Annotated in this window: 19 protein-coding genes and 1 pseudogene; 8 read left to right on the top strand and 12 right to left on the bottom strand. The window is 69.4% G+C overall.

What is annotated here, in order from left to right:
* Positions 1-26 precede the first annotated feature (26 nt).
* The 5 genes and pseudogenes from sigJ to ACIA5H_RS11900 all read right to left on the bottom strand — a co-directional run bounded on the left by sigJ (position 27) and on the right by ACIA5H_RS11900 (position 7,009).
* Entirely contained in the window at positions 27-968 is a 942-nt protein-coding gene (gene sigJ / locus ACIA5H_RS11920; protein ID WP_397075772.1) for an RNA polymerase sigma factor SigJ, read from the bottom strand.
* Between the two features lie 106 nt (positions 969-1,074).
* A pseudogene (locus ACIA5H_RS11915) lies at positions 1,075-2,061 on the bottom strand (formyltransferase family protein); the annotation flags it as partial.
* A gap of 100 nt (positions 2,062-2,161) precedes the next feature.
* Positions 2,162-3,868 (bottom strand): tetratricopeptide repeat protein, encoded by a 1,707-nt coding sequence (locus ACIA5H_RS11910; RefSeq protein ID WP_397075770.1) that lies wholly within the window; start codon positions 3,866-3,868, stop codon positions 2,162-2,164.
* Positions 3,869-3,899: 31 nt separating this feature from the next.
* Positions 3,900-5,714 (bottom strand): hypothetical protein, encoded by a 1,815-nt coding sequence (locus tag ACIA5H_RS11905; RefSeq protein WP_397075768.1) that lies wholly within the window; start codon positions 5,712-5,714, stop codon positions 3,900-3,902.
* Entirely contained in the window at positions 5,711-7,009 is a 1,299-nt protein-coding gene (locus ACIA5H_RS11900; protein ID WP_397075766.1) for an ABC transporter substrate-binding protein, read from the bottom strand. The genes ACIA5H_RS11905 and ACIA5H_RS11900 overlap by 4 nt, the downstream gene beginning before the upstream one ends.
* A gap of 251 nt (positions 7,010-7,260) precedes the next feature.
* Here ACIA5H_RS11900 and thrS point away from each other — a divergent pair, with 251 nt between their 5' ends.
* From thrS to ACIA5H_RS11870, 6 genes are all read left to right on the top strand, one after another.
* Positions 7,261-8,481 (top strand): threonine--tRNA ligase, encoded by a 1,221-nt coding sequence (thrS, locus tag ACIA5H_RS11895; RefSeq protein ID WP_397075764.1) that lies wholly within the window; start codon positions 7,261-7,263, stop codon positions 8,479-8,481.
* A gap of 110 nt (positions 8,482-8,591) precedes the next feature.
* Positions 8,592-9,935, top strand: a complete 1,344-nt coding sequence (locus tag ACIA5H_RS11890; protein ID WP_379254505.1) for a cytochrome P450 — start codon at positions 8,592-8,594, stop codon at positions 9,933-9,935.
* Positions 9,932-10,837 (top strand): alpha/beta fold hydrolase, encoded by a 906-nt coding sequence (locus ACIA5H_RS11885; RefSeq protein WP_397075761.1) that lies wholly within the window; start codon positions 9,932-9,934, stop codon positions 10,835-10,837. The genes ACIA5H_RS11890 and ACIA5H_RS11885 overlap by 4 nt, the downstream gene beginning before the upstream one ends.
* Positions 10,821-11,678 carry an SDR family NAD(P)-dependent oxidoreductase gene (locus ACIA5H_RS11880; RefSeq protein ID WP_356964416.1) on the top strand — a complete coding sequence of 286 codons (858 nt, stop codon included), beginning with the start codon at positions 10,821-10,823 and terminating at the stop codon, positions 11,676-11,678. The genes ACIA5H_RS11885 and ACIA5H_RS11880 overlap by 17 nt, the downstream gene beginning before the upstream one ends.
* Entirely contained in the window at positions 11,675-13,183 is a 1,509-nt protein-coding gene (locus tag ACIA5H_RS11875; RefSeq protein ID WP_397075759.1) for a flavin-containing monooxygenase, read from the top strand. The genes ACIA5H_RS11880 and ACIA5H_RS11875 overlap by 4 nt, the downstream gene beginning before the upstream one ends.
* 61 nt (positions 13,184-13,244) lie before the next feature.
* Positions 13,245-13,862, top strand: coding sequence for a TetR/AcrR family transcriptional regulator (locus ACIA5H_RS11870; RefSeq protein ID WP_397075757.1), 618 nt, complete (start codon positions 13,245-13,247; stop codon positions 13,860-13,862).
* A 13-nt stretch (positions 13,863-13,875) separates the two neighbouring features.
* Here the strand turns inward: ACIA5H_RS11870 and ACIA5H_RS11865 are convergent, their stop codons facing one another.
* From ACIA5H_RS11865 to ACIA5H_RS11835, 7 genes are all read right to left on the bottom strand, one after another.
* Positions 13,876-14,646: a 2-phosphosulfolactate phosphatase gene (locus ACIA5H_RS11865; protein ID WP_397075755.1), complete on the bottom strand. Its 771-nt coding sequence runs from the start codon at positions 14,644-14,646 to the stop codon at positions 13,876-13,878.
* A 139-nt stretch (positions 14,647-14,785) separates the two neighbouring features.
* Positions 14,786-15,787: an ABC transporter substrate-binding protein gene (locus ACIA5H_RS11860; protein WP_397075754.1), complete on the bottom strand. Its 1,002-nt coding sequence runs from the start codon at positions 15,785-15,787 to the stop codon at positions 14,786-14,788.
* Positions 15,788-15,803: 16 nt separating this feature from the next.
* Positions 15,804-16,145, bottom strand: a complete 342-nt coding sequence (locus tag ACIA5H_RS11855; RefSeq protein ID WP_397075752.1) for a 4Fe-4S dicluster domain-containing protein — start codon at positions 16,143-16,145, stop codon at positions 15,804-15,806.
* Positions 16,145-17,734, bottom strand: a complete 1,590-nt coding sequence (locus tag ACIA5H_RS11850; protein ID WP_397075750.1) for an FAD-dependent oxidoreductase — start codon at positions 17,732-17,734, stop codon at positions 16,145-16,147. Before ACIA5H_RS11850 ends, ACIA5H_RS11855 begins: the two co-directional genes overlap by 1 nt.
* Positions 17,731-18,459, bottom strand: coding sequence for an ABC transporter ATP-binding protein (locus ACIA5H_RS11845; protein ID WP_355074080.1), 729 nt, complete (start codon positions 18,457-18,459; stop codon positions 17,731-17,733). The genes ACIA5H_RS11850 and ACIA5H_RS11845 overlap by 4 nt, the downstream gene beginning before the upstream one ends.
* On the bottom strand, positions 18,460-19,302 hold the full coding sequence (locus ACIA5H_RS11840) for an ABC transporter permease (RefSeq protein WP_379253580.1): 843 nt from the start codon (positions 19,300-19,302) through the stop codon (positions 18,460-18,462).
* A gap of 282 nt (positions 19,303-19,584) precedes the next feature.
* Positions 19,585-20,022, bottom strand: a complete 438-nt coding sequence (locus ACIA5H_RS11835) for a MarR family winged helix-turn-helix transcriptional regulator (RefSeq protein ID WP_379253579.1) — start codon at positions 20,020-20,022, stop codon at positions 19,585-19,587.
* Positions 20,023-20,150: 128 nt separating this feature from the next.
* Between ACIA5H_RS11835 and ACIA5H_RS11830 the strand changes: the two genes are divergently transcribed.
* Together ACIA5H_RS11830 and ACIA5H_RS11825 are read left to right on the top strand one after the other, a co-directional pair.
* Complete coding sequence (locus ACIA5H_RS11830; protein ID WP_379253578.1) at positions 20,151-20,654, top strand: SPW repeat protein; 504 nt, start codon at positions 20,151-20,153, stop codon at positions 20,652-20,654.
* 643 nt (positions 20,655-21,297) lie between these two features.
* Complete coding sequence (locus ACIA5H_RS11825; protein ID WP_355074087.1) at positions 21,298-22,515, top strand: acetyl-CoA C-acetyltransferase; 1,218 nt, start codon at positions 21,298-21,300, stop codon at positions 22,513-22,515.

The following is a 22,515-nucleotide window of genomic DNA, read 5'->3' as shown; positions in this document are numbered from 1 at the left end:
CTGACAGGAGCAGTATGTGATGTGGGTCACCATAAATCGGGCAGGGGTGCCCCCGGTGCGTAGGTGGCCCACTGGCGATTGGCGAATGCCAGCTTGTCGGGGTTGACGTGGGCGTGCACGGCGGCGATGCCGTCGGCGGTCACCTCCAGTACCACGACGCCGACGATGCGATCCTCGGCCACCAGGATCAGCGCGGGCCTGCCATTGACGATCGCGGCGAAGGGTGTGGGCTTGCCGCCGAGCTTGTCCCACTTGGCACCCGTAGGTTTGATGGCCAGCCGCACGAACATCGCGATGCGCTCGGCGCCGACGAGCGGCCTGTTCAAGGTGGCGAAGAAGGCGCCGCCGTCACCGATGATGGCGGCGTCATCGGTGAGTAACCGCACCAGCTCGTCGGTTCGGCCGCTGACCGCCGCGGCCAGGAATTCCTCCACGATCCGGCGGGCGGCGGTCTCGTCCACCTCGATACGCGCCCGTTCCACGGCCAAGTGCTGTTTGGCGCGGCGATAGACCTGCTGGCAATTGGATTCGGTGATGTCGAGCAGGTCGGCGATCTCGTGGTGCGAGTAGCCGAAGGCCTCGCGCAGTACATACACCACGCGTTCCTTGGCGGTGAGCCGTTCCATGAGCGTGAGCATGGCGATCGACACCGATTCGCGTTGTTCGACGGTGTCGGCCGGGCCCAGCATCGGGGCGCCGGCCAGCAGCGGCTCCGGAAGCCATTGCCCCACATAGGTTTCCCGGCGCGCACGGGCGGAGGTGAGCTGGTTGAGGCAGAGATTGGTGAGCACCTTGGTCAGCCACGCCTCGGGCGTCTCCACGTATTCGCGGTCGGCGGCCTGCCAGCGCAGATACGTCTCCTGCACCGCGTCCTCGGCGTCGCCGGCCGAGCCCAGCAAGCGGTAGGCGATCGCTTCCAGGCGACCCCTGGAGCGTTCGAACAGATCGACCTCGCGCGTGAGCAACATGTCGGTCATGGTCGGCCATGCGCACCGGTCGTGTCCAGCGGTAGCGGTCCCCAACCAGCTTGCTCGGAGGCGTCGCGCACGTGCCGGCCGCGACCGGGTGCCGGTGCGCCAGCGTCGTCAGGATCGCCGCGGCCCGGTCGGACAACTGTCGCAGGCTCTCGCCACCGGGCCTGGCGAGCGACGGCTCGGCCCAGCTTTCACAGTAGTAGCGCGCATAGTCGGGTGTCGGGCCGATCCCGGACTCCCACTCGCGCAGATCGTGGTCGGTTTCGATGGGCAAGCCGGTGCGACGTGCGAGCGGTTGGATGGTTCGGACTGCGCGGAGGTAGGGGCTGGAGAAGATCACGGTGGGCGACAGGGCTGCCAGGTCGGTGACCAGCAGCTCGGCTTGTTGTTCGCCTGCCGCGGTCAGTGACCGCTCGTAGTCGCCCGGCCCTCCCGCGCGAGGGGTGAACGGCTCAGCGTGACGGACCAGGACGAGAGTGGAGCGGGCCGTGTGCCGGGTAGCGATTCGTCGCACCACATCGGGAAGCAACGTGTGTTCGGCGTGCAGCACCCGCGCGCCGAGTGTCTCGACGGTGTCACCCGGCTGGACCGGTACCTCTACCTGGGCGATGATCTGTCCGGTGTCGTATTCGTCCGAGACGAGGTGGACGGATACGCCGCTGACGGGATCTCCGGCGTCGAGGACGGCTTGATGCACGTGCCCGCCGTACATACCGGGGCCGCCGTGTCGGGGCAGCAGTGCGGGGTGGACGTTGATGATCCGTCCGGAGAACTCCGCTCTGGTGCGCAGCCCGATCTTCTTCAGGTATCCGGCGGTGACCACCCAGTCGGCCGAGTGCTCGACGAGCGCGGCGCGGATGGCTTCGTCGGGGTCGTCGTGGGTGCGTCCGGACAGGTGGCGGGCGGGAATCGCGTTGTCGCGGGCGTAGCGCAGCGCACCGGAGTCGCTGTTGTCGCTGATGACGAGCACGATCCGGAACCGCGCGTCCGCGACGAGGGAAGCTCGGTGCAGCGCACGCAGATCGGATCCGTTGTGGGAGTCGATCACCGCGACGCGAAGTTCCGGCACGGCTTCGTAGTCCGCCATGGTCGGTGTGCATCGACGCTGGACGTCGCGAAGGGCGCAGCGGCCGGGCTCGCTTCTCCTGCTGCGGGTTGCGAACTCGAACGGCCGGGCCGCAGGCAGGTCAGCGAAGGTCTTGCGGCCGGTGGGCGTGATCTTCGACGGACGCGGGCCACTGATCGATCCGAACCGGCGGGGTGCGGAGGCGGGATCGGAGGAGGTCGCGGAAGCCGCGATCGGCGCGCAGTTGCGAATGTGCCCGTGCCGCATAGTGTTCGGTGTGGCGGGCGGTGGGATGCCTGCGCCGGGCTTCGGCGAGCCATCCGGTGGCTTGGCGGAGGGCTTCGGTGCGGGTAAGGGGTGGGTCGGTGGGCAGCAACAGGGTGGCGTGGTCGGGGTCGACGACGATCGCGGAGCCGAGGTGTTGCAGGCAGCGGCCGATGCCGAGGTCGTCGTCGAGGACGCGGTAGGCGGTCAGGGCGAGCTGCCAGCAGCGCAGGGCTCGGCGGGGTTCGCCGCGGGCCCACCACATCGTGCCCATGGTCTCGTGGGTCTGCGCGCGTCCGTCGGGATCGAGGCCGGCGCGGGTGAGGGACTCGGCGAGTTCGAGACGATCCTGCGCGGCGTCGAGGCGTCCTTGCCGGATGTGCACGACGGCGAGATTGATCAGGGCGCACACCTCACCGGCGACGTCGTCACGCGGCAGCAGCCACCACGCGGTCTCCAGCTGCTCGGCCACCTTGTCCAGCACCGGCGAGCCGGCGTCCAGCTCCCGCAGCGCCGCCTGATGCTCCCAGCGGGCGGCCAAGCTCGTCGACAATCGCCGCGGCCGGTAGCCGCGCGGCCGCTCGGTGAGCCGTCCCGCCCGCAACAACAGCAGATCGCGGTTCAGCTCGTCGGTTTCGGGAAGCGCGCACAGATCGTCGGCCACTCCGCGCCCGTTCTCCCCCAGGCCGATACGCGCGTACCACACGTCCAACGCGTTGCCGATGTCGACCAGGTGCGCCACGGCCGCCGGGGGGAAATCCACGCCTCGAGCCGCGCACGCGTCCACCAGGGCGCGCAGGTACGGTTCCTCGGTTTCGAACCAGCGCCGAGCGCCCACCGCGAAACGCCGTGACTCCAGCGCGATGGCCCAGCGCCCCGCGCGGTCGGCGTAGTGGTGCAGCAGCGCGGTGAGCGCCGCGGCCCACTGCGGTCCGGCGGTGACCGTCGCTCGATCCGGCAGCCTGGGCACTTGTCGCACGCACCACCGCTGGGCACCGTGCCCGGCGAGAATTCCGCGGCGGTGCAGACCGTCCAGCAGTCTCGCCGCGGTGCGGGCCGAGGGTTCCCGTGCCAGCGGCAACCGTCCCGGCGTGTCCCGAATGGCGTTGAGCACCGCCAGCAGCGCGACGGTTTCATAGTCGTGCACCGGCAGGTCCCGCAGGACCGCGGCGATGAGATGCCCGTCGAGCGCCGCGACCGTCCGTCGCGGCGGCGCGGCTTCCCGGGGCCTCCGGTCCGCGAGCGCGGGGCCCGGCTCGATGAGACCGGCGATGAGGTCCATGTCGCGGGCGGTGCGCATCTTGGTGCGATACCCGCGTGCGAACCGGTACAGCGCGTAGGTCGCCGCCGCGGCGATGAACAGCACCGACAACCAGCGCAGCGGCCCGTTGAAGAACTGCACGACGGCGTTCTCGCCGAACGAATTCACCACCAGGGTGCGCACCAGTTCGAACAACACCGTGTAGGCGACCAGCGACGCGGTGCCAAGGAACCCGATCCAGATCGAGGATCTGGGTGTGGCGGTCTGCCCGACCGGTTCGGTGTGCTCGGTCGAGGTGCTCACCCGATTCCTTCCTCGCCGCCGGCGGCTCGCGTCATCGCAGCACTCCACCGGTCAGGCCCGGCACCACCCAGCGCCGCCAGGTCACCAGCAGCAGCGCCACCGGCAGCACGGCCGACGCCAGCGATCCCGCGGCCAGTTGCGCGCTGTTCTCGCCGAATTGCCGTGCTTCGCCCCACAGCAGCAGCGACCACGGGCTCGCGCCCGCTCCGCTGACCACGAGGCCGATGAAGAAGTCGTTCCACACCTGCACGAACTCCAGTACCGCCACCGCTCCCAGCGCGGGTCCGGAGGAGGCCAGCACGCGCTGGGCGATGGTCCCCGGACTGGCCAGTCCGTGCAGTGCGTCCGCAGCGGTGCTGCCCGGCGGGGACAGCATCGCGCCGCGCAGCACGAGGATGGCGATCGGCAGTCCGGCGGCGGCGTGCACGAGGATCAGCGGGATGCGGGTTCCGGACAGTTCGTAGGTGTCGACGAGACCGTCGATCGGCCCGAGGTAGGTCTGCGCGGGCGTCACCGCCAGCACCACCAGCGCTACGACGGCCAGTCGTGCGGCGGTGCCGTTGGGTCGCAGCGCGGCCAGCCGGTAGGCCACCGGCGCGGCGGCGGTGACCACGACCACCGTGACGATCCCCGCGACCCAGGCGGTGGTCTGCAGCGAACGCCACAGTCCGTCGTCGCCCGACACCAGAGCTATGGCCGAGAAGCCGAAGCCGTCGTGCGTACGCAACCCGGTATAGGCGAGGACGCCGATCGGGTACAGCACCAGCACCGACACCAGCACGATGCCCGCCGCCCGCACCGGACCGATGCGCCGCCGTCCCGCCACCGAGATCGCGCGCACCGCCGACCAACTCGCGCGGTGATGGCGTACGTCCACTTGCAGCAGCCAGGCGACCGCGCCCACGAGTACAGCCAGCGGCAGCGCGTAGGCCGCCGCCGCGCCGGGTTCGGCGTCGGCGGCCAGCCGCCACCAGTGCACGGTCGCGCTGTCGACCTGGTATTCGAGCGCCCCCGGTACCCCGATCAGCACCACGTCGAACACCCGCGCGGCCGCGACGCCGACGGCCAGTCCGGCGATCAGCAGCACCGGCCGCAGCAACTCGTACAGCCGGACCGCCAGCGGTCTGCCGTCGTCGCGGTAGAGGTACCCGGCGCGCGCCGGATCGGCTTCGATCGCATGGATTCCCGCGCGGAACAGCGCGGTGAGGAAACCCAGCCAGGTCCACAGGAACGCCGACCCGAGCATCGCCGCCAGCCACCACCGGTAGAGCCCGACGTCCTCGATGTCCAGCCACCGCGCGCCGTTGCCGAAGATCACCCGGAACGCCACCCCGGACACGAACGCCGACACCCCGAACGGCACGATCAGCGGCAGCCACAACCAGCGCGCCGCCCGGCCCCACCAGGCGATCGCCAGCGCCACGAGCAGCAGCCCGATCCCGAACGCCACCCACAACAGTGTGCGCAGGTACGCGCCGCGACCGTCGGCGTTCATCGTGCCGCCCAGCAGCCACAGTCCGGCGATCGTGGCACCGATCGACGACGGCCACAGCAGAATTCGGATCCACGGCACACCCCGCCGCCTGCGCAGCGCGGCGGGCAGCAGCGCACCGGTCGCCGCGACCGCGCACGCGAGCACCGACAACGGGCTGGCCCGGGCGGCGATCAGCACGGTCCATCCCGCCGGTAGCACCAGCAGCGCCACCGTCAGCAGCGTCGCCGGCAGCCCGGCCACCCAGCCCAGCCAGCGCCGTGGCCTGCCGCCCGCGACCAGCGGCCCGCGCATGCGGCGGGTGGCCAGCTCGATGCGCAGACCGTTGACGTCGAAATCCGGAGGCATCGTCATCGGCCCCGCCGATCGACGTCGTCCAGCGCGGCGATGGCACGGTCGGTGGCCTCGGTCGTTCGTGCCTGCCCGCCGTCGCCGATCGCGATGAGGAACTCCGTCAGCACCCGCCACAATCCTTCCCGTCCGCCCACCGGCCCGATCCGGTCGGACAGATCGAAGGTGCTGCGCGCGGCGAGCTCACCTGCCGAGGGCGCCAGCAGCGGCGAGTAGTCCGCCTCGGTGCGCAGGTTCGGGGCGAGAAAGCCGCCGTAGCGCTCGATCCACGGCAGGGGGGCGCGAGCGGCGGCCAGTTTCTCGACCAGTTCGTCCGCGCGCGGGGTCGCCTGCCGCGTCACCACGATCACGTCACCGCCGACGATCTTCGGCCGCCCCGGCGCGGTGTCCACCGGCGGGAAGGCCACCACCCCGACGGCGTCGTCGATCTCGCGCCCGGACGCGCGGACCGCGCTGCGCACGATCGGTTCGGCGAAGTCCGGCGCCACGACCGCCGCGGCCCGGCGATGCTGGAACACCTCTCGGATGGCGTCGGAGAACTGCCTGGTCAGCGCGACGCCGACGCCACCGGGGAACGCGTGCCGCTGTCCCCACAGAATCCCCAGATGACCGAAGGCGGCCCGCACCGCCGGGTTGTCCCATTCCCGTTCCCGGTGGTTCTTGGAGGCCAATTCGTCGTAGATGCGGGGTGATTCGGCGAGCAGGACGTTCTCGAAGAAATCGGTGAGCACCCAGCCGTCGGCGGCGGCCAGCGCCAGCAGGCGGGTCGGCGTCTGCGCGAGCACCTCCATCCGGTCGACCCAGCCGTCGAGCGTCCATGCCGCCGGCTCACCCAAGCCGTGGGTGTCGAACTGTTGGCGGTCGAACCACACCAGCGATTTGTCCGCGGCTTTGAACGGCACACCGTAGAGCCGACTCTGGTAGCGCAGCAACAGTTGCCAGGGTTGGGCGTAGCGGGTGCCGAGTTCATCGGCCCACACCGTCTCGGCGAGGGGCCGCAGTTTGCCCGCGTCGGCGAGTTCGCGCACCCGCCCGGCTTGCGGAAGCAGCACCACGTCCGGCGCGGAGCGGCCGCCTGCGGTGAACGCGGTGTCGGTGTTGTCGCCGAGGGGGATGACCTCGACCTCGAAGCCGAGGTCCAGCCCGTCCAGGACGGCGTGGAAGGCGGCGAGTTCCTGGCCGCTCCAGGACACGCCGACGCGCACCGCATCCGAGCTGCCCAGCAGCACCTCCGGCGCGCACGCGGCAGCCAGCGGGAGGACCATTCCCGCTTGCAGCACCGCTCTGCGCGTCCCCATCGACCCCCGATGTCATTGCGTGCCAGTCGAACTCGATTATGCGTCAGAGTCGTCGCGCCGGTGGCCGCTTTGAGAACTCTCGTGCGCGGGCGCGGGCGCCTCTGCTAGCGTCACCGGCATGGAGCGCGCAGCTGTGACGACGACGCCGGAATTCGTCCCGGCGCGCTGATCCACGTTCATTCCAGCTCCGGGGCGAGTGCCCCGGGGTTTCGTCTCGTGGTCACTCGCCCTGTGTCGACGAGGAGACCATCATGCCCGAACACCGCGGCCTCGGCCGTGCGCTGAATCTGTTCGATACCGACCCGCTCATCGGCGCGGGACTGCCGTTCTGGCTGCCGGACGGCGCGGCCGTGCGCCACGCCCTCGAGGATTACATCCGCGCCGCCGAACGCCGCGCGGGCTACCACCACGTGTATTCGCCGGTGCTCGGCAAACGTGAACTCTACGAATTGTCCGGACACTGGGAGCATTACCGCGACGAGATGTTCCCGCCGATGGATCTCGGCGGTGAGCAGGTGGTGCTGCGCCCGAGCCTGTGTCCCCATCACGCGCTGCTGTTCCGCTCCCGTGCGCACAGCTATCGCGAATTACCCCTGCGCATAGCGGAATTGGGTGGCATGTATCGCTCCGAGCTCTCTGGCGTGCTGGGCGGATTGACCCGGGTGCGCGGGATCCAGCTCAACGACGCGCATATCTTCTGCACCCTCGATCAAGCCGCCGACGAGGTCGCCGCAGCGCTGGCGATGATCGCCGACGCCTATGCCGCACTGGACATCCGCGCCGCCCGCTACCGGTTGTCGCTGCCCGGTCGCGGCGGGAAATACGTTGCCGCTCCGGGTTTGTGGGAGCGGTCGACCGCCGTGCTCACCGCCGCCTTGGACGAGCGCGGCCTGCGTTACGACGCGGTGGACGGCGAAGCCGCGTTCTACGGCCCGAAGATCGACGTGCAGGTGCGCGACAGCGCGGGACGGGAGGCCACCCTGTCCACCGTGCAGGTCGATTTCCATCAACCGGAGCGGTTCGATCTGCGCTACACCGGCGCCGACGGCGTCGCGCACCGTCCGGTCATGGTGCACCGCAGCATCATCGGCAGCATCGAACGGGCCGTGGCCCATCTGATCGAATGCCACGGCGGCCGGTTCCCGGCCTGGCTGGCGCCGACCCAGGTGGTCGTGCTACCGGTGACCGAGGCCCAGCACTGCGCGGCCGCCCGATTCGAACGCCGTTGCCGCGAGAGCGGGCTGCGGGCGGCGGTCGCGTCGCCGGATCGCGGCAGCCTCGCCGCTCGCATCCGCGAGCACCGGCTCGCGCCGTATCAGGCGATCATCGGCGCGGCGGAACTCACCGCCGACCGTGTGGCGTTGCGGCTGCGTGACGGCCGCCGCCTCGACCCGTTGCCCGCCGCCGAAGCGCTCGACCGCATCGCCGCTCTGCTCGCCGCCCACAGCGCGGCATTGTGGGACGACTGCTGACGGGATCGCGGCGGCGGTCCGGGTCGGCATGATGTGAGCCTTGCCACAACGTGGTACGTGCGCGTACCGTACGGGTGGTACATCGAAGTACCACACGAGGAGGTGGGCGTATGCCCGCTGTGCGACTTCCCGACGGGCCATCCACCCCGCCGATCGTGCAGAACCTGCAGATCCTGACGGGGCGCACCCGGACCTGGCGGCGCATGCACGACCGTTACGGATCGGCCTTCACCATCCAGATGCCCCGATTCGGGCGGTCCGTCGTACTCGCCGACCCCGCCGAGATCAAAGCCCTGTTCACCGCGAGCGCCGACCTCGTCGACAACATCGACATCAACCTCGGTCAATTCCTCGGTCCCGGTTCGCTGTTCGCGCTCAGCGGGAACGAACACCGCAAGCAGCGCAAACTGCTCACCCCACCCTTCCACGGCCGCAGGCTGACAGTGTACGAATCGCTCATCGAAGAGGAAGCCGTCCGCGAGATGGCGTCGTGGCCCTCGGGCCGCGAGTTCGCGACGATGGACTCGATGATGCGGATCACGCTGAACGTGATCCTGCGCGCGGTCTTCGGCGCCGAAGGCGCGGATTTCGAAGAACTGCGCCGACTGCTGCCCAGACTCGTGCTGATCGGCTCCGGTCTCGCCGCGATCCCGGTTCCCCAGCGGGCGCTGGGCCGGTTCGGCCCCTGGGCCCGCTTCGCGGCCTACCGCCGCCGCTACGACGAGATCGTCGGACAACTCATCGACCGCGCCGCGAGCGACCGGATCGAGGAGCGCGACGACGTGCTCGCGATGATGCTGCAAGCACGCTACGAGGACGGCTCGGCCATGTCACACAGTGAGATCGCCGACGAATTGCTGACCCTGCTCACCGCTGGACACGAGACGACGGCGACGACGCTGTCGTGGACGATCGAGCGGCTGCGCAGGCACCCGGATATCCTGCGCCGCTTGGTCGCCGAAGCCGATGCGGGCGGATCGCAACTGCGCGAGGCGACGCTGCTGGAGGTGCAGCGCGTGCGGCCGGTCATCGACGCGACGTTCCGGCAGGTCCGGGCCGAAACCCTGCAGCTTGGCCGGTGGACCCTGCCCAAGGGCCAGAAGGTCGTGGCCAGCATCCGGTTGATGCACGACAACGAGGAACTCTTCCCGAACGCCCGCGCCTTCGACCCCGACCGGTTCGTCGGCGTCCGTCCGGGCACATTCAGCTGGATCCCGTTCGGCGGCGGCAGCCGCCGCTGCATCGGCGCCGCGTTCGCCACCATGGAGATGAACGTCGTGCTGCGCACGCTGCTGCGCGATTTCACGCTCGAACCCACCGATGCCCGCGACGAGCGAACGCACTTCCGCGGCGTCGCGCTCGTCCCGGCGGAGAAGGGCCGCGCCGTGGTGCGCCGTCGCACACCGCCGTCCAGTGGGCGAGCGCTCGACCGCACCGCCGAGGCGGCGGTATGAGCGAGCGGTTCGCCGAAGTCGGCGGCGGCGTCACCCTCGCCTACCAGCAGCACGGCTCCGGCGGTGTCCCACTGCTGTTGATCGCCGGATTGGGTCAACAGTTACACGAGTGGCCCGACGGGTTGTGCGAGCTCTTGGTCGCGCGCGGCTGCCAGGTCGTCCGTTTCGACAACCGGGACGTCGGCCGCTCGACGCACGCGAATTTCCCGCCACCGGCGCCGGTGCAGATGCTGCGGCGGCGCTGGCATCGCGAGCAGTACACGCTGGCCGATCTGGCCGCCGACACCGTCGGATTGCTCGACGCGCTCGAGCTGCCCTCGGCGCATCTGGTCGGCATGTCGATGGGCGGAATGATCGCCCAGACCGTCGCCGCCCACCATCCCGCCCGGGTCGCGTCCCTGACCTCGATCATGTCCACCACCGGCGCCGCGCGGGTCGGCCGCCCGGCCTGGTCGACCTGGCGGTTGATGTTCGCCCGACCGGCACGCACCCGCGACGAGCACATCGATCGCACCGTGCGCATGTACCGGCACATCCGCTCGGCCGGATACCTTTTCGACGAGTCCGCCGTGCGCGCGCGAGCCGCCCGCACCTGGGATCGCGACCCCGGGCCCGCAGCGGGCGTCGGCCGGCAATTGGCGGGCATCGTGAAATCCGGTGACCGGACCCGCGAACTGCGCGCGGTCACCGCCCCGACCTTGGTGCTGCACGGCGACCGTGACCGGATGGTCGCCCCGACCGGCGCCCGCGCCACCGCTCGCGCGATCGCGCACGCGCGCCTGCACACCCTCGCGGGTATGGGCCACGACCTGCCCGCCGCGGTGTGGCCGACACTCGCCGACCTCATCCACGAACACATCCGCACGTCCGAAAGCAGGAGCATCGATGCCCCGCATCCGTAGGCCGTTATCCGGCCGCCCGGTCATGATCACCGGCGCGGCCTCCGGGATCGGGCGCAGCCTCGCCCAGTTGCTTTCCCGCACGGGCTCTCCCGTCGCGATCGCCGATATCGACCAGGCCGGGCTGAAGGAGACGGCGGCGTCGCTGACCGGGCCGGTGCTGACCCGCGTCCTGGACGTGCGCGACGCGGCCGATCAGCTCGCCTTCGCCGACGAAGTCCGCGACTGGCTGTCCGCGCCGCTGGCCGCGGTGTTCAACAACGCCGGTGTCGCGGTCTCCTCCTCGGTGCTCGACGCCGTCGCCGAAGACGACGAATGGCTGCGGCGCATCAACTTCGACGGAGTCGTCAACGGCACCCGCGCCTTCCTGCCCATTCTCGTCGAGCAGGACCACGGCGTGATCGTCAACACCTCCAGCGTGTTCGGGCTGCTGGGCATGCCCAACCAAAGCGCCTACTGCGCGGCCAAATTCGCCGTCCGCGGATTCACCGACGCCCTGCGCCAGGAACTGCGCGGCACCGGTGTATCCGCGGTGAACGTCCACCCTGGCGGCATCAGCACCAACATCGCCCGCAACGCCCGCGTCCGCAAGGACCCCGAGGGCCGGGGCCGGACGCACGAGCAGATGGCGGCGGAATTCGAGACCATAGCACTGACCACGCCGCAGAAGGCGGCCGAAATCATCCGCCGCGGAGTGGAACACGGCAAGTCCCGCATCCTCGTCGGCCCCGACGCCTACCTGTTCGACGCCCTGGCACGGGTGACACCCACCCACTACTACGGTGTGGTCGCGCTGCTGGAGCGCAGCCTGCGCACCCGGGAACCGAAAGGAGCACGGGCATGAGCGAACACCTCGACGTCCTCATCATCGGAGCGGGCCTGTCCGGCATCGGCGCGGCCCACCACCTGCAGGCCGCCTTCCCGCACCGCACCTACGCGATCCTCGAAGCACGCGACACTCTCGGCGGTACCTGGGACCTGTTCCGCTACCCCGGAGTGCGTTCGGACTCCGACATGCACACCCTCGGATATCGATTCCGCCCGTGGACGCAAGCCGAAGCCATCGCCGACGGTCCCGCGATCCTGCGCTACATCCGCGAAACGGCCGCCGACGCCGGCATCGACCGGTTCATCCGGTACGGGCACCGGGTGACCGAAGCATCCTGGTCCAGCGCCGAGTCACGCTGGAAGGTGTCGGCCGAACACGACGGCGGCACCCGCGAATTCACCTGCGACTTCCTGCTCGTGTGCAGCGGTTACTACCACTACGACGAGGGCTACACCCCGCAGTTCGCCGGCATCGGCGACTTCCGCGGACAGCTGGTGCATCCGCAGCACTGGCCCACCGACCTCGATCACGCGGGCAAGCGGGTGGTCGTCATCGGCAGCGGCGCCACCGCGGTCACCCTGGTACCCGCGCTGACCGACACCGCCGCGCACGTGACGATGCTGCAGCGCTCCCCGACCTACATCCTGCCCGTGCCCGCCCGCGACGCCCTGGCCAACCGGCTGCGCGCACTACTGGGACCGAAACGGGCCTACACCGTGGTCAGATGGAAGAACGTGCTGGTCAGCACACTGATCTACCAGCTGAGCCGACGGCGGCCCCGGCAGATGCGCAGATTCATCCGTAACCTGACCGTCAAGCAACTGCCCGCAGGCTACGACGTCGACACCCATTTCAAACCCGTCTACCAGCCGTGGGATCAGCGGCTGTGCCTGGTGCCGGACGGCGACCTGTTCCGCGCCATCCGCGACGGCCGCGCCACCGTGGTCACCGATCGCATCGACCGGTTCACCGCGACCGGGCTGCGCCTGGCATCCGGCCGCGAACTCGACGCCGATGTGGTGGTGACCGCGACCGGGCTGCGACTGCTCGCGCTCGGCGGCCTGCGCCTCACGGTGGACGGGCACGAGGTCGCACTGCAGCACACCATGGCCTACAAGGGCATGATGCTCAGCGGAGTGCCGAATTTCGCGTTCACCATCGGCTACACCAACGCGTCCTGGACGCTGAAAGCCGATCTGGTCAGCGAATTCGTCTGCCGACTGCTGCGGCACATGGACGCAGGCGGATACCGGCAGACCACCCCGTGGCCCGACCCCGCCGTGACACCCACACCGCTGCTGGACTTCCAGGCCGGTTACGTATTGCGCGACATCGACCGATTCCCCAAAGCGGGTTCGCGGGCTCCGTGGCGGCTGGGCATGAGCTACGCCCACGACGTGCTCACCCTCCGCTACGGCCGCATCGATGACGGCACCATCCGCTTCACCCGCGGCGGCACACCCTCCGACGACGACCAGGCGATGGCATCGGCACACGATTCCGGGCAATCCACGGCCTGACATCCGGCCCCGGACTCGGGCCGGACGCGACGAACCGAAAGGAGTAACTAACCTGATTCTCGTGACCCGCGCCGCGCCCGTACCCCGCACCTCCGCCGACAACGGCACGGATTCGGGGTTCCGCCGCCGCCTGCTCGACGCCATGGCCGCCGCCGTGCGCGAACGCGGCTACCAGGACTCGACCGTCGCCGACGTGGTTCGTTATGCCCGCACCTCGCGCCGCACCTTCTACGAGCACTTCACCAGCAAACAGGACTGCTTCATCGCCCTGCTGAGCGAGCACCACAAGGACATGATCCGGCGGATCGATGCCGCGGTCGACCCGCACATGGCTTGGCGCACCCAGGTGCGCCAAGCCATCGAAGCGTGGATACGCACCGCCCAGCAAGAGCCATCCCTCACTCTCAGCTGGATCCGTGTCGTTCCCGCCCTCGGTGACGACACGCGCCAGTTGCAGCGCGAGGTCGGCGAGTCGTTCGTGGCGCTCATCCAGAAGCTCGCCGACACACCCGAATTCGCGGCCGCCGGACTACGGCCGCCCTCCCGCCAAGTGGCGACCATCCTCTTCGGCGGCTTCCGCGAACTCATCGCCACCACCGTGGAAGACGGCAACGACATCGCGGACATCATCGACGTGGCAGTCGAATCCGCGATCGGGCTGATCGGCCCCCACCGCTAGCGCCCGGCCGCGCTCACCGCGCGGCGTCGACGAACGCCCCATCGGTCAGCACCGGCACCACCCCGCTGCTGTCGAGTTCGGTGGCCGCCGCGACATCCTGCGCGAACCCGCCCTCGGCGAGTTCGCGGCCGGATGCGCAGTTCCGGATCAGCGCCGCCACATCGGCGATCCCGCCGTACGCCACCGCGGCGGCGTGCGCTTCCGGAGACAGCGGCCCGGCTGCGCCGCGCGCCAGTGCCGCGGCGACCGCTCCCGCGCCGAGCCAGTCCTCCACCGCGGGCCGCAGCCCGTCGCGGCCGGGCCAATGCTCACCTGCCGCGATCACGGCGACCGGCTGGCGCGCGCTTCCCCATCCCCGCCCGGCGATCCAGCGAGCGACCGCGCTCGCGTTGCGCAGGCGCGCCGCGACCACCGGCACACCGCTGACGGCCGCGGAGATGGCCGAACCATTGGGCGAGGGCAACACGAGCCGCTCGGCGACCGGCGCGCACCGCAACGCCGCCGGAGACAGCGACCACGGCTGCCGCTCGGACACCGCCCGCCGCCCCACCGCCAGCTCCGCGCCGTGCCGCGCGGCGAATTCCGCGGCACCGCCGTCCCGCCACGGATAGGGCAGCACTCGCGTCCCGGCTTCGACAGCGACCGACACCGACGTCGTGAACGACAGGACGTCGACCACCACCACACACGCGCTCCCCGGCCCCAGCGCCATCGCACCGGTCAGCCCCCACTCCAGCCGCACCCCCCACGGCCGCTGCCGCGCCCACTGCGCGATCTCCGCCACGAACTCCCCTCCCGATCGACACCGCCGAGGTCTGCCACGAATGACGCTGTCCGCCGCTGGACCTGGGCGAACGCGTACTCGCCCCACATGAACGGGTCACCGCCGCCCGGCCCCGCGCATTCGGCGACCGAGGCTCGGCTCAGCCCTGCTTGGGCCGATCGGGCCGGTAGAACCACTCCTCCAAACCGAAATCCTCCCGGATCTTCTTCTGATCCACGAGGAACTGCTTGGTTCCCGTCAGCAATTGGATGCCCAGCGGCGCGAAGATCTCGTCGGGAATGTAGCTCTCCCGCGCGGTGGCGCGCACCACCGCTTCCGGCGATTTCGACTGGGACACCTCGTAGTTCACGTAATCGTCCCAATGCGCCTTCGCATACCGGTTGGCCTCGGCGATCACCGACTGCCACGCGGGACCGAACTGCGGATGGCTGTCGAGGAAGTCCTGGCTGCTCACCGAGGAACTGGTACCCGCGAGATCGGGATGGTTGTCGTGAATCGAGTCGACCTGGTGGAAACCCTTGGCCAGGAACGCGTGGAAGGACGACGACGGGTTCACATCCGGCAGCGCGACCGCCGCGATATCGCCGCCGTTGAGCGGAGCCTCCGCGTCGGTGGCCAGCAGATGCACCAGCTGGGCCTGGATGCCCTCGGCCTTCAACGCACCCTGCAGGTACCGATCGATGTAGGAGCCCGACTGCACGCCGATCTTCTTGCCCGCCAGATCCTTCAGCGTCCGGATCGCCGGATCCTTGGCCACCACGCCCGCGTTGTAATTCACCGCCGCGATGGCCAGCAGCCGCGTCTTCAACCCGCTGCCACGCGCGACCAGAGCGGGCGTGTCACCGTAGGTGGCGACGTCGAGGCGGCCGCCGACCAGCGCCTGGTTCAGGTCGGGACCGTTGGGGAAGCTGTAGACCTCGATGGCGTCCACCCCCAGCGGCTTCAGCGCGGGCAACAGGGCTCCGCGCTGATGGGCGAAGCCGACCGGCCCGGTCAGCACGTTGCCGGTGCCGATGGTGCCGATGCGGAGGGTCTTGATCTCGGCGCGGGTCGCCGAGCCCGCGTCGTCCGACCCGCAGCCGGTGAGAACCAGCAGCAGGGCGGACACGACGGCGGGCACGATCAGCCGGAGTATGCGCATGATTCGCTTTCGTTGTTCAGAGTTCCGACAACCGCGGCGGCGGAGTGCCGTGCGGCAGACGCGGCCCCACCGCGACCAGACTGCCCGGTTGGCGGCCGCGGCCCCAGCCCAGCTCTTTGCGGTAGCGGCCGATGTGCTCGCCGCGCACGGCGTCGTGATCGGCCAGCGGCGTCGACTCGGGGTCGACGTACAGCGCGTCCGTGGGGCAGTAGGCCTCGCACATGAAACAGGTCTGGCAATCGGACTGCCGTGCGATGACCGGGATTCCGCTGTCGGTGCGGTCGAAGACATTCGTGGGGCACACGTCCACGCATTTGTCGCAGGCGATGCAGTCACCAGCGCGCAAGATCTCGATCATCACGCCACCGCCGAAGTGGTCGCCGCCGCGGACGTCGCCGTCCACACCTCGTCCAGCCCGCCGGACAGGATGTGATGGTGCTGCTTCGGGTCCAGATCCGGATGATCGACGCGTTTGCTCATCCCGCGCGTCTCCGTCCGCGCCAGCGTCGACCGGTACATCAACCGTCCCACGGCGGTGATGGCCGCGGCCTGCCGAGCGCGCACCCGCTCGTCCCCCGTGCCTCCGCCCAAGCCGCGGGTGGCCTGCTCCCACACGTTGTCCAGCCGCTCCAGCGCAGGCCCGACCCGGTCGCCGTGGCGCAGGTAGTTCTTCTCGAACGGGATCAGCTCTTGCTGCGCGGCTTCGACCACGTCCGCCGCCCGGACCGACTCGGCGCTCTCCGGCCGCAACCCGGTGCGCCCGGCACCGCGCAGATCGGCGCTCCGCGCCCCACCGGAGCTCAGCGCGAACAACGCCGCGCCGCGGCCCGCCCAACTGCCCGACGACATCGCCCACGCCGAATTGTGGCTGCCGCCACCGGTGAAACCGCCACAGATCCGTTCCCTGGTCGCCGCGTCACCCGCCGCGTACAACCCCGCGACCGAGGTGGCGCAGTCGTCGTCGACCACATCGATGCCGCCGGTGCCGCGCACGGTGCCCTCGGCGAGCAGATCCACCTCGAACCGGTCGGTGAACGGGTCGATACCGCGCCGATCGAACTGGAGGAAGAAATTGGGCTGCCCCAGCCGCATCTGCGCCTGCACCGCCGCGTCGGCACGGTCGAGCTGCGCGAACACCTTCTCCCGTAACAGTGTTCGCGCGATCACCGAACGGCCCTTGGTCGAGCCCGCGCCCTCGAGCACGCGCCCGTCCTCGTGGAAGAACGTCGCGTAACCGTAGTAGGCGGTCTTGGTGATCGTCGACCCCTTCGGCACGATCGCATAAGCATTGGAGAACTCCATCCCCGAGAATCGGGCGCCCACCTCGGCCGCCATCAGCGCGCCGTCACCGGTGTCGACATTCGTGCCCAGCGCCCGGGACAGGAACGCGCAACCGCCGGTGGCCAGCACCACCGCACCGGCCGCGATGCGGTAGTCCCGGTCGGCCTGGCGCTGGTAGCCCGCCGCGCCGCGCACCACGCCGTCGTCGTCGACCAGCAACTCCAGCGCGGGCGAGTGGTCCAGGATGCGCACCCCGGCACGTTTCACCCACGCCCGCATCCGGCGCATGTACTCCGGGCCCTGCACGCCGGTGCGGATCTGCTCACCGGTGGCCGGATCGACGGGGAACGGATACCGTCCCTCCACCGCGAGCCGATTCATGTTCGCGTAGGTCTGATCCAGCACCCGGTCCATCCAATAGTGATCGGCCAGATGCCCACCCAGCGCTTCCCGGCTGGCCTTCGCGTTGGCCCGCGCGGTCGCCTCCGGCGCCACGTACCACACGCCGGTGCCGGACGGGGCGGTGGCGCCGCTGGTCCCGCAGTAGCCCTTGTCCACCAACGTCACCTCGGCGCCGGCCTCGCGGGCATGGATCGCGGCCCAGCAGGCGGCGGGCCCGCCGCCGATCACCAAGACGTCCGTACTGATCTGCAACGGTTCACTCATACGTCTGCTCCTGTCGGTGCCTCGGGATTCACGCCGAGTGCGAGCAGCAACCGGCGCCGGAGTGCGGAGAATTCGGGGTCGACCACCGAACGCGGGCGGGCGACGGTGATGTCGAAGGATTCGGCGATGCGGCCCTCGCGCAGCACGAGCGCACGGTCGGCCAACAGCAGCGCCTCCTCCACGTCGTGGGTCACCAACAGCACCGACTGGCGGTGCAGCGTCCACAGGCGCGCCACCAGAGCCTGCACTTTCAACCGGGTCAGCGCGTCGAGGGCACCGAACGGCTCGTCGAGCAGCAGCAGTTCCGGATTGCGGACCAGCGCCCTGGCCAGCGCGACCCGCTGCGCTTCCCCGCCCGACAAGGTCGCGGGCCACGCATCCGCTTTCGCGACGAGCCCCACTTCCTCCAGCGCCGTCAACGCACGCGCCTTGCCGGCCCGGTCGACGCCGAGAACGACGTTGCGCCACACGGTGATCCACGGAATCAACCGGTGCTCCTGGAACACGATCGCCTTCGATCCCGGCACGTCGAACGACCCACTGAAGCCGCGGTCCAGCCCACCGATGCCGCGCAGCAGCGTGCTCTTACCGGACCCGCTGGCGCCGAGCAGGGCGACGAACTCCCCCGGCGCGATATCCAAGTCGACCCCGCGCAGTACCGTGCGCCCGCCGAACGCGCGCACCGCCCCGCGGATACGGACACCGGTCCCGATGGTGGCGGTCATCTACTTCCCCTCGTATCCGGTGCGCCAGGCCAGGAACCGGTGTTCCAGCACGCGCACGAACAGATCGGTGAGCAACCCCAGCACCGCGTAGATCACCAGGACCAAGAAGATCTGATCGGTCCGCAGGAACTCCTTGGCATCGTTCATCAGGAACCCGAGACCGACCGGCGTGGTCTGCATCTCCGCGACCACCAAGGTGAGCCAGCCGATGCCCAGTGCCTGCCGCAAACCGACGAAGATCTGCGGCAACGCACCGGGCAGGATGATCTTGGTGGTCAACTCGAACCGGTTGAGGCCCAGCGACTCCGCCGCCTCCACCAACCGCCGGTCCACACCCCGGATCCCGGCCAGCACGTTCAAATAGATCGGGAAGATCGGCGCGACGATGATCAACGCGATCTTGAACGAATCGCCGATGCCGAACCAGATGATGAACACCGGCACCAGCGCCAGCGTCGGCAACATTCGCAACGCCTGTAGCGGGCCGTTCACCAGATCTTCGGCGACGCGGAACAACCCGGCCGCCACCCCGCACACCAGACCGATGCCGATGCCGATCGCCAACCCGACCGCCACCCGACGCCCGGAGGCGGCCAGATGTTGCCACAGCTCGCCCGACCTGATCAGCTCCCACCCGGCCTCGAGCACCTCCGTCGGCGCCGGAGTGGTCGTGCCGAGCCAGGATCGGGCGCCCAGCTGCCAGACGACCACCGCCAAAATCAGCCCGGAAGACGCTCTGGCCAGGCCGATCAGCTTCCGGGTGAACGGGGCCGGGCTTTCGACGACCGCCTCGGCAGGGGCGGAAGGCGGCGCGGATGTGGTCGGATCCAACTGCAATGTCATCTGACGCGGTCCTCACACGAGAAGTACTGTCCGGAACAGTAAGGTGCGCAGACGGTTCACAGAATGATTGCGATCAGCGCGATCCTGAACCCGAGCGCGGGTCCTCCCGCTCCTGCCGCACCACCCCATCAGGCACGACGCGGGCATGGACGGGCGAAATCCGTACGGGGCAAGCGCTTTGCTCGGCCGCTGAGGGGCGCACCTTTCTCGGCACACCCGGCCCACCAGAGCGGATCGCGAGGTGATCCCGGCTCGTGTGGCCCTACCCGGACCGAGCAACGCTCACCCTACGGCGGGGAGATCATCCAGCGCGCCGATGAGGGGAGTCAGTCGCTCTAGTTCTTCCCGATGTGTGGCGCTGAGCAAGGCCAACGTTTCCTTGCCTGCCTCGGTCAGCGTGAGGTGTACGACGCGACGGTCGGTGCCCTGCCCTCGTTTCCGAGTGACGAGGCCGAGTTGCTCGGTGCGATCGATCAGCTGCACCACGCTGTGGTGGCGGGCGGACAGGTAACCGGCGACCTCCCCGATGCTCGGCCCGCCGGGGTGGGAGTGCCCTCGGATCGCCAGCAGGAGTTGGTGCTGGGTGTCGGTGAGTCCCACTTCGGCCGCCCCGCGCTCACTCCAGCGCAGCAGCTGGCGCAGCACGGTACGAAACGCCAGCAGCCGCGTGTATTCCTGGTCGGTGAGGTGGCCCGACGAGGACATCGACCCTTCCATCATGGAGTGATATTATCACAGGATGATATAAGTGAGCGGCGATCAGGACGGGTCGCGTTCCTGAACCGATCGCGAGCCGCCCGGCTCGGGAGAGCTTCGATACGCCACTACGTCCGAAGGGTGGTGGAAACATGAGTAGTGAAACCATGATGAGCCGGCATCCCGACATCGTGGAATTGCGGGAGAAGTACGAGCGCGCCTCCGAGGCGCCCGACGCCCAAGCGGTCACCGGCCTGATGTTCCTGACCGGGCTCTACATCGCGATTTCCCCCTGGGTCGTCGGGTTCAACGGACTCTCCACATTGACCGTCAACAACCTCATCGTCGGCATCGCTCTGGCCATGCTCGCACTGGGGTTCGCCTCGGTGTACGGCCGGACGCACGGCATCGTCTGGGCCGCTCCCCTGATCGGCCTCTGGACGATCGTCGCCCCCTGGATCGTCAGCGGCAACGTCGATACCACCTCGACGATCTGGAACAACGTCGTCGCCGGCGCCGTCGCCGTGCTGCTCGGCCTGGCCTCGATGTTCCTCGGAATGCGCAGGACCGGGGGACTCACCGGCCCAGCACCTCGAGCGGAAGCGACGCGAACCCAGCGCCCGTCCGGGCTCGGGCCGGAGACCTCCACACGGTGAAAACGCAGTTCCCGAGCGCTCTGCCGAGTGAGCGAATTGACACTACGCGCGTGCTGATTCGGCCCTGGCCGGCACGCGTGTCCGGTCCAGGCCCTCGGCGAGCGCGGGCCACTGTTCTTCCCACGCAGACACCGGCTCCACCGAATTGATGCTCGGCTTCGCCACCTGCCTCATCAGGGTTCGCGGTGCGGGCGCTCGGGGCGGACGACGGGATCCGATTCTTCGCCCGGCGCCTGAAGTGAGGCGGAGCCGTCAGGCCGGCAGCAGACGATAGGAGCCGTCGGCCGGTATCCCGCACGTCGACGACAGGTCCCGACCCTCATCGATGGTGGTGACCAGCAGAGGCACACCCGCAGCGAGCGCGGCGGGTGTGCCTCAGAATCGTGTGGTGAAGGTCCCGCCGGAGCCGCTGCCGCACAGGGCTGGCGATCCGTTGCCCCACAAGGCCATCCATTCGACCGTCGCTGTACTCATCCAATGATGGCTGCTGCGTCGGACGCAAGCCGTCTGCTGAGCGACCGCGCCGGCCTGTGCCCTGTGTCACAGTCCCAATTCACTGTGACGTATTGACCATCGACGGTCCGTCCAGCATGGTGTCGATAGGTTAACAAGCGCTCAGTTACTTGCTGGAAGGTTCACAGTCATGCCCGAAGCCGTCATCGTCTCTGTCGCCCGCTCGCCGATCGGTCGCGCCGGCAAGGGTTCGTTGCGGGATCTCCGGCCCGACGACTTGGGGGCGCAGATCGTCCGGGCCGCGCTGGCGAAGGTGCCTGCCCTCAGTCCGAACGGCATCGACGACTTGATGCTCGGGTGTGGCCAGCCCGCCGGTGAGTCGGGCTTCAACCTCGCTCGAGTCGTGGCGATTCTGGCGGGCCTGGATCGGGTGCCCGGCACAACGGTCAACCGGTACTGCTCGTCCAGTTTGCAGACGACCCGCATGGCGCTACACGCCATCCGGGCCGGCGAGGGAGACGTCTTCATCTCCGCCGGCGTGGAGACCGTGAGCCGCTACGTCACGGGCAGTGCCGACGGCCTGCCCGGCACCGAGAACCCCGTATTCGCCGACGCGGTGCGCCGTACGGCGAAATTCGCTGCGGGCGGCGAGGCCTGGACCGACCCGCGCACCGAGGATCTACTGCCGGACGTCTATATCGCGATGGGGCAGACCGCGGAGAACGTGGCGCAACTGTGCGGTGTGAGCCGTGCCGAACAGGACGCTTTCGGTGTCCGCAGCCAGAACCTCGCCGAGGCCGCCCTCGCCAACGGATTCTGGGAGCGCGACATCACCGCGATCACCCTGCCCGACGGCAGTGTCGTCTCGCACGACGACGGCCCGCGGCCTGGAGTCACCCTGGAGAAGGTCGCCGAACTGAAGCCGGTGTTCCGGCCCGACGGGACGGTGACGGCCGCGAACTGCTGCCCGCTCAACGACGGCGCCGCCGCGGTCGTCATCATGTCCGACACCAAGGCCGCCGAACTCGGCCTGACGCCACTGGCTCGGATCGTCGCGACGGGAGTCAGCGCGCTGTCGCCGGAGATCATGGGCCTGGGGCCGGTGGAGGCGTCGAAGCAGGCGCTGGCCCGGGCCGGGATGACCATCGATGACATCGACCTGGTCGAAATCAACGAAGCCTTCGCCGCCCAGGTCATCCCCTCGGCGCGGGAGCTGGGCGTCGACTTCGACAAGCTCAACATCAACGGCGGCTCGATCGCGGTGGGTCACCCATTCGGCATGACCGGCGCCCGCATCACCAGCACCCTGATCAACTCCCTGCAGTTCCATGACAAGCAGATCGGTTTGGAAACGATGTGCGTCGGCGGCGGTCAGGGCATGGCGATGGTGCTGGAGCGCCTGTCGTAA

It is taken from the genome of Nocardia sp. NPDC051900, assembly GCF_044452545.1.
GTDB lineage: Bacteria > Actinomycetota > Actinomycetes > Mycobacteriales > Mycobacteriaceae > Nocardia > Nocardia sichangensis.
This window is presented reverse-complemented; position numbering and strand designations above follow the sequence as displayed.

What these genes read in the sequence shown, in the direction of transcription:
- ACIA5H_RS11830 (WP_379253578.1), top strand. Translation starts at nt 20,151, where the DNA reads ATGAGTAGTGAAACCATGATGAGCCGGCATCCCGACATCGTGGAATTG.
- ACIA5H_RS11875 (WP_397075759.1), top strand. Translation starts at nt 11,675, where the DNA reads ATGAGCGAACACCTCGACGTCCTCATCATCGGAGCGGGCCTGTCCGGC.
- ACIA5H_RS11860 (WP_397075754.1), bottom strand. Translation starts at nt 15,787, where the DNA reads ATGCGCATACTCCGGCTGATCGTGCCCGCCGTCGTGTCCGCCCTGCTG.
- ACIA5H_RS11855 (WP_397075752.1), bottom strand. Translation starts at nt 16,145, where the DNA reads ATGATCGAGATCTTGCGCGCTGGTGACTGCATCGCCTGCGACAAATGC.
- ACIA5H_RS11905 (WP_397075768.1), bottom strand. Translation starts at nt 5,714, where the DNA reads ATGACGATGCCTCCGGATTTCGACGTCAACGGTCTGCGCATCGAGCTG.
- ACIA5H_RS11890 (WP_379254505.1), top strand. Translation starts at nt 8,592, where the DNA reads ATGCCCGCTGTGCGACTTCCCGACGGGCCATCCACCCCGCCGATCGTG.
- ACIA5H_RS11835 (WP_379253579.1), bottom strand. Translation starts at nt 20,022, where the DNA reads ATGATGGAAGGGTCGATGTCCTCGTCGGGCCACCTCACCGACCAGGAA.
- ACIA5H_RS11840 (WP_379253580.1), bottom strand. Translation starts at nt 19,302, where the DNA reads ATGACATTGCAGTTGGATCCGACCACATCCGCGCCGCCTTCCGCCCCT.
- sigJ (WP_397075772.1), bottom strand. Translation starts at nt 968, where the DNA reads ATGTTGCTCACGCGCGAGGTCGATCTGTTCGAACGCTCCAGGGGTCGC.
- thrS (WP_397075764.1), top strand. Translation starts at nt 7,261, where the DNA reads ATGCCCGAACACCGCGGCCTCGGCCGTGCGCTGAATCTGTTCGATACC.
- ACIA5H_RS11900 (WP_397075766.1), bottom strand. Translation starts at nt 7,009, where the DNA reads ATGGGGACGCGCAGAGCGGTGCTGCAAGCGGGAATGGTCCTCCCGCTG.
- ACIA5H_RS11845 (WP_355074080.1), bottom strand. Translation starts at nt 18,459, where the DNA reads ATGACCGCCACCATCGGGACCGGTGTCCGTATCCGCGGGGCGGTGCGC.
- ACIA5H_RS11885 (WP_397075761.1), top strand. Translation starts at nt 9,932, where the DNA reads ATGAGCGAGCGGTTCGCCGAAGTCGGCGGCGGCGTCACCCTCGCCTAC.
- ACIA5H_RS11880 (WP_356964416.1), top strand. Translation starts at nt 10,821, where the DNA reads ATGCCCCGCATCCGTAGGCCGTTATCCGGCCGCCCGGTCATGATCACC.
- ACIA5H_RS11825 (WP_355074087.1), top strand. Translation starts at nt 21,298, where the DNA reads ATGCCCGAAGCCGTCATCGTCTCTGTCGCCCGCTCGCCGATCGGTCGC.
- ACIA5H_RS11850 (WP_397075750.1), bottom strand. Translation starts at nt 17,734, where the DNA reads ATGAGTGAACCGTTGCAGATCAGTACGGACGTCTTGGTGATCGGCGGC.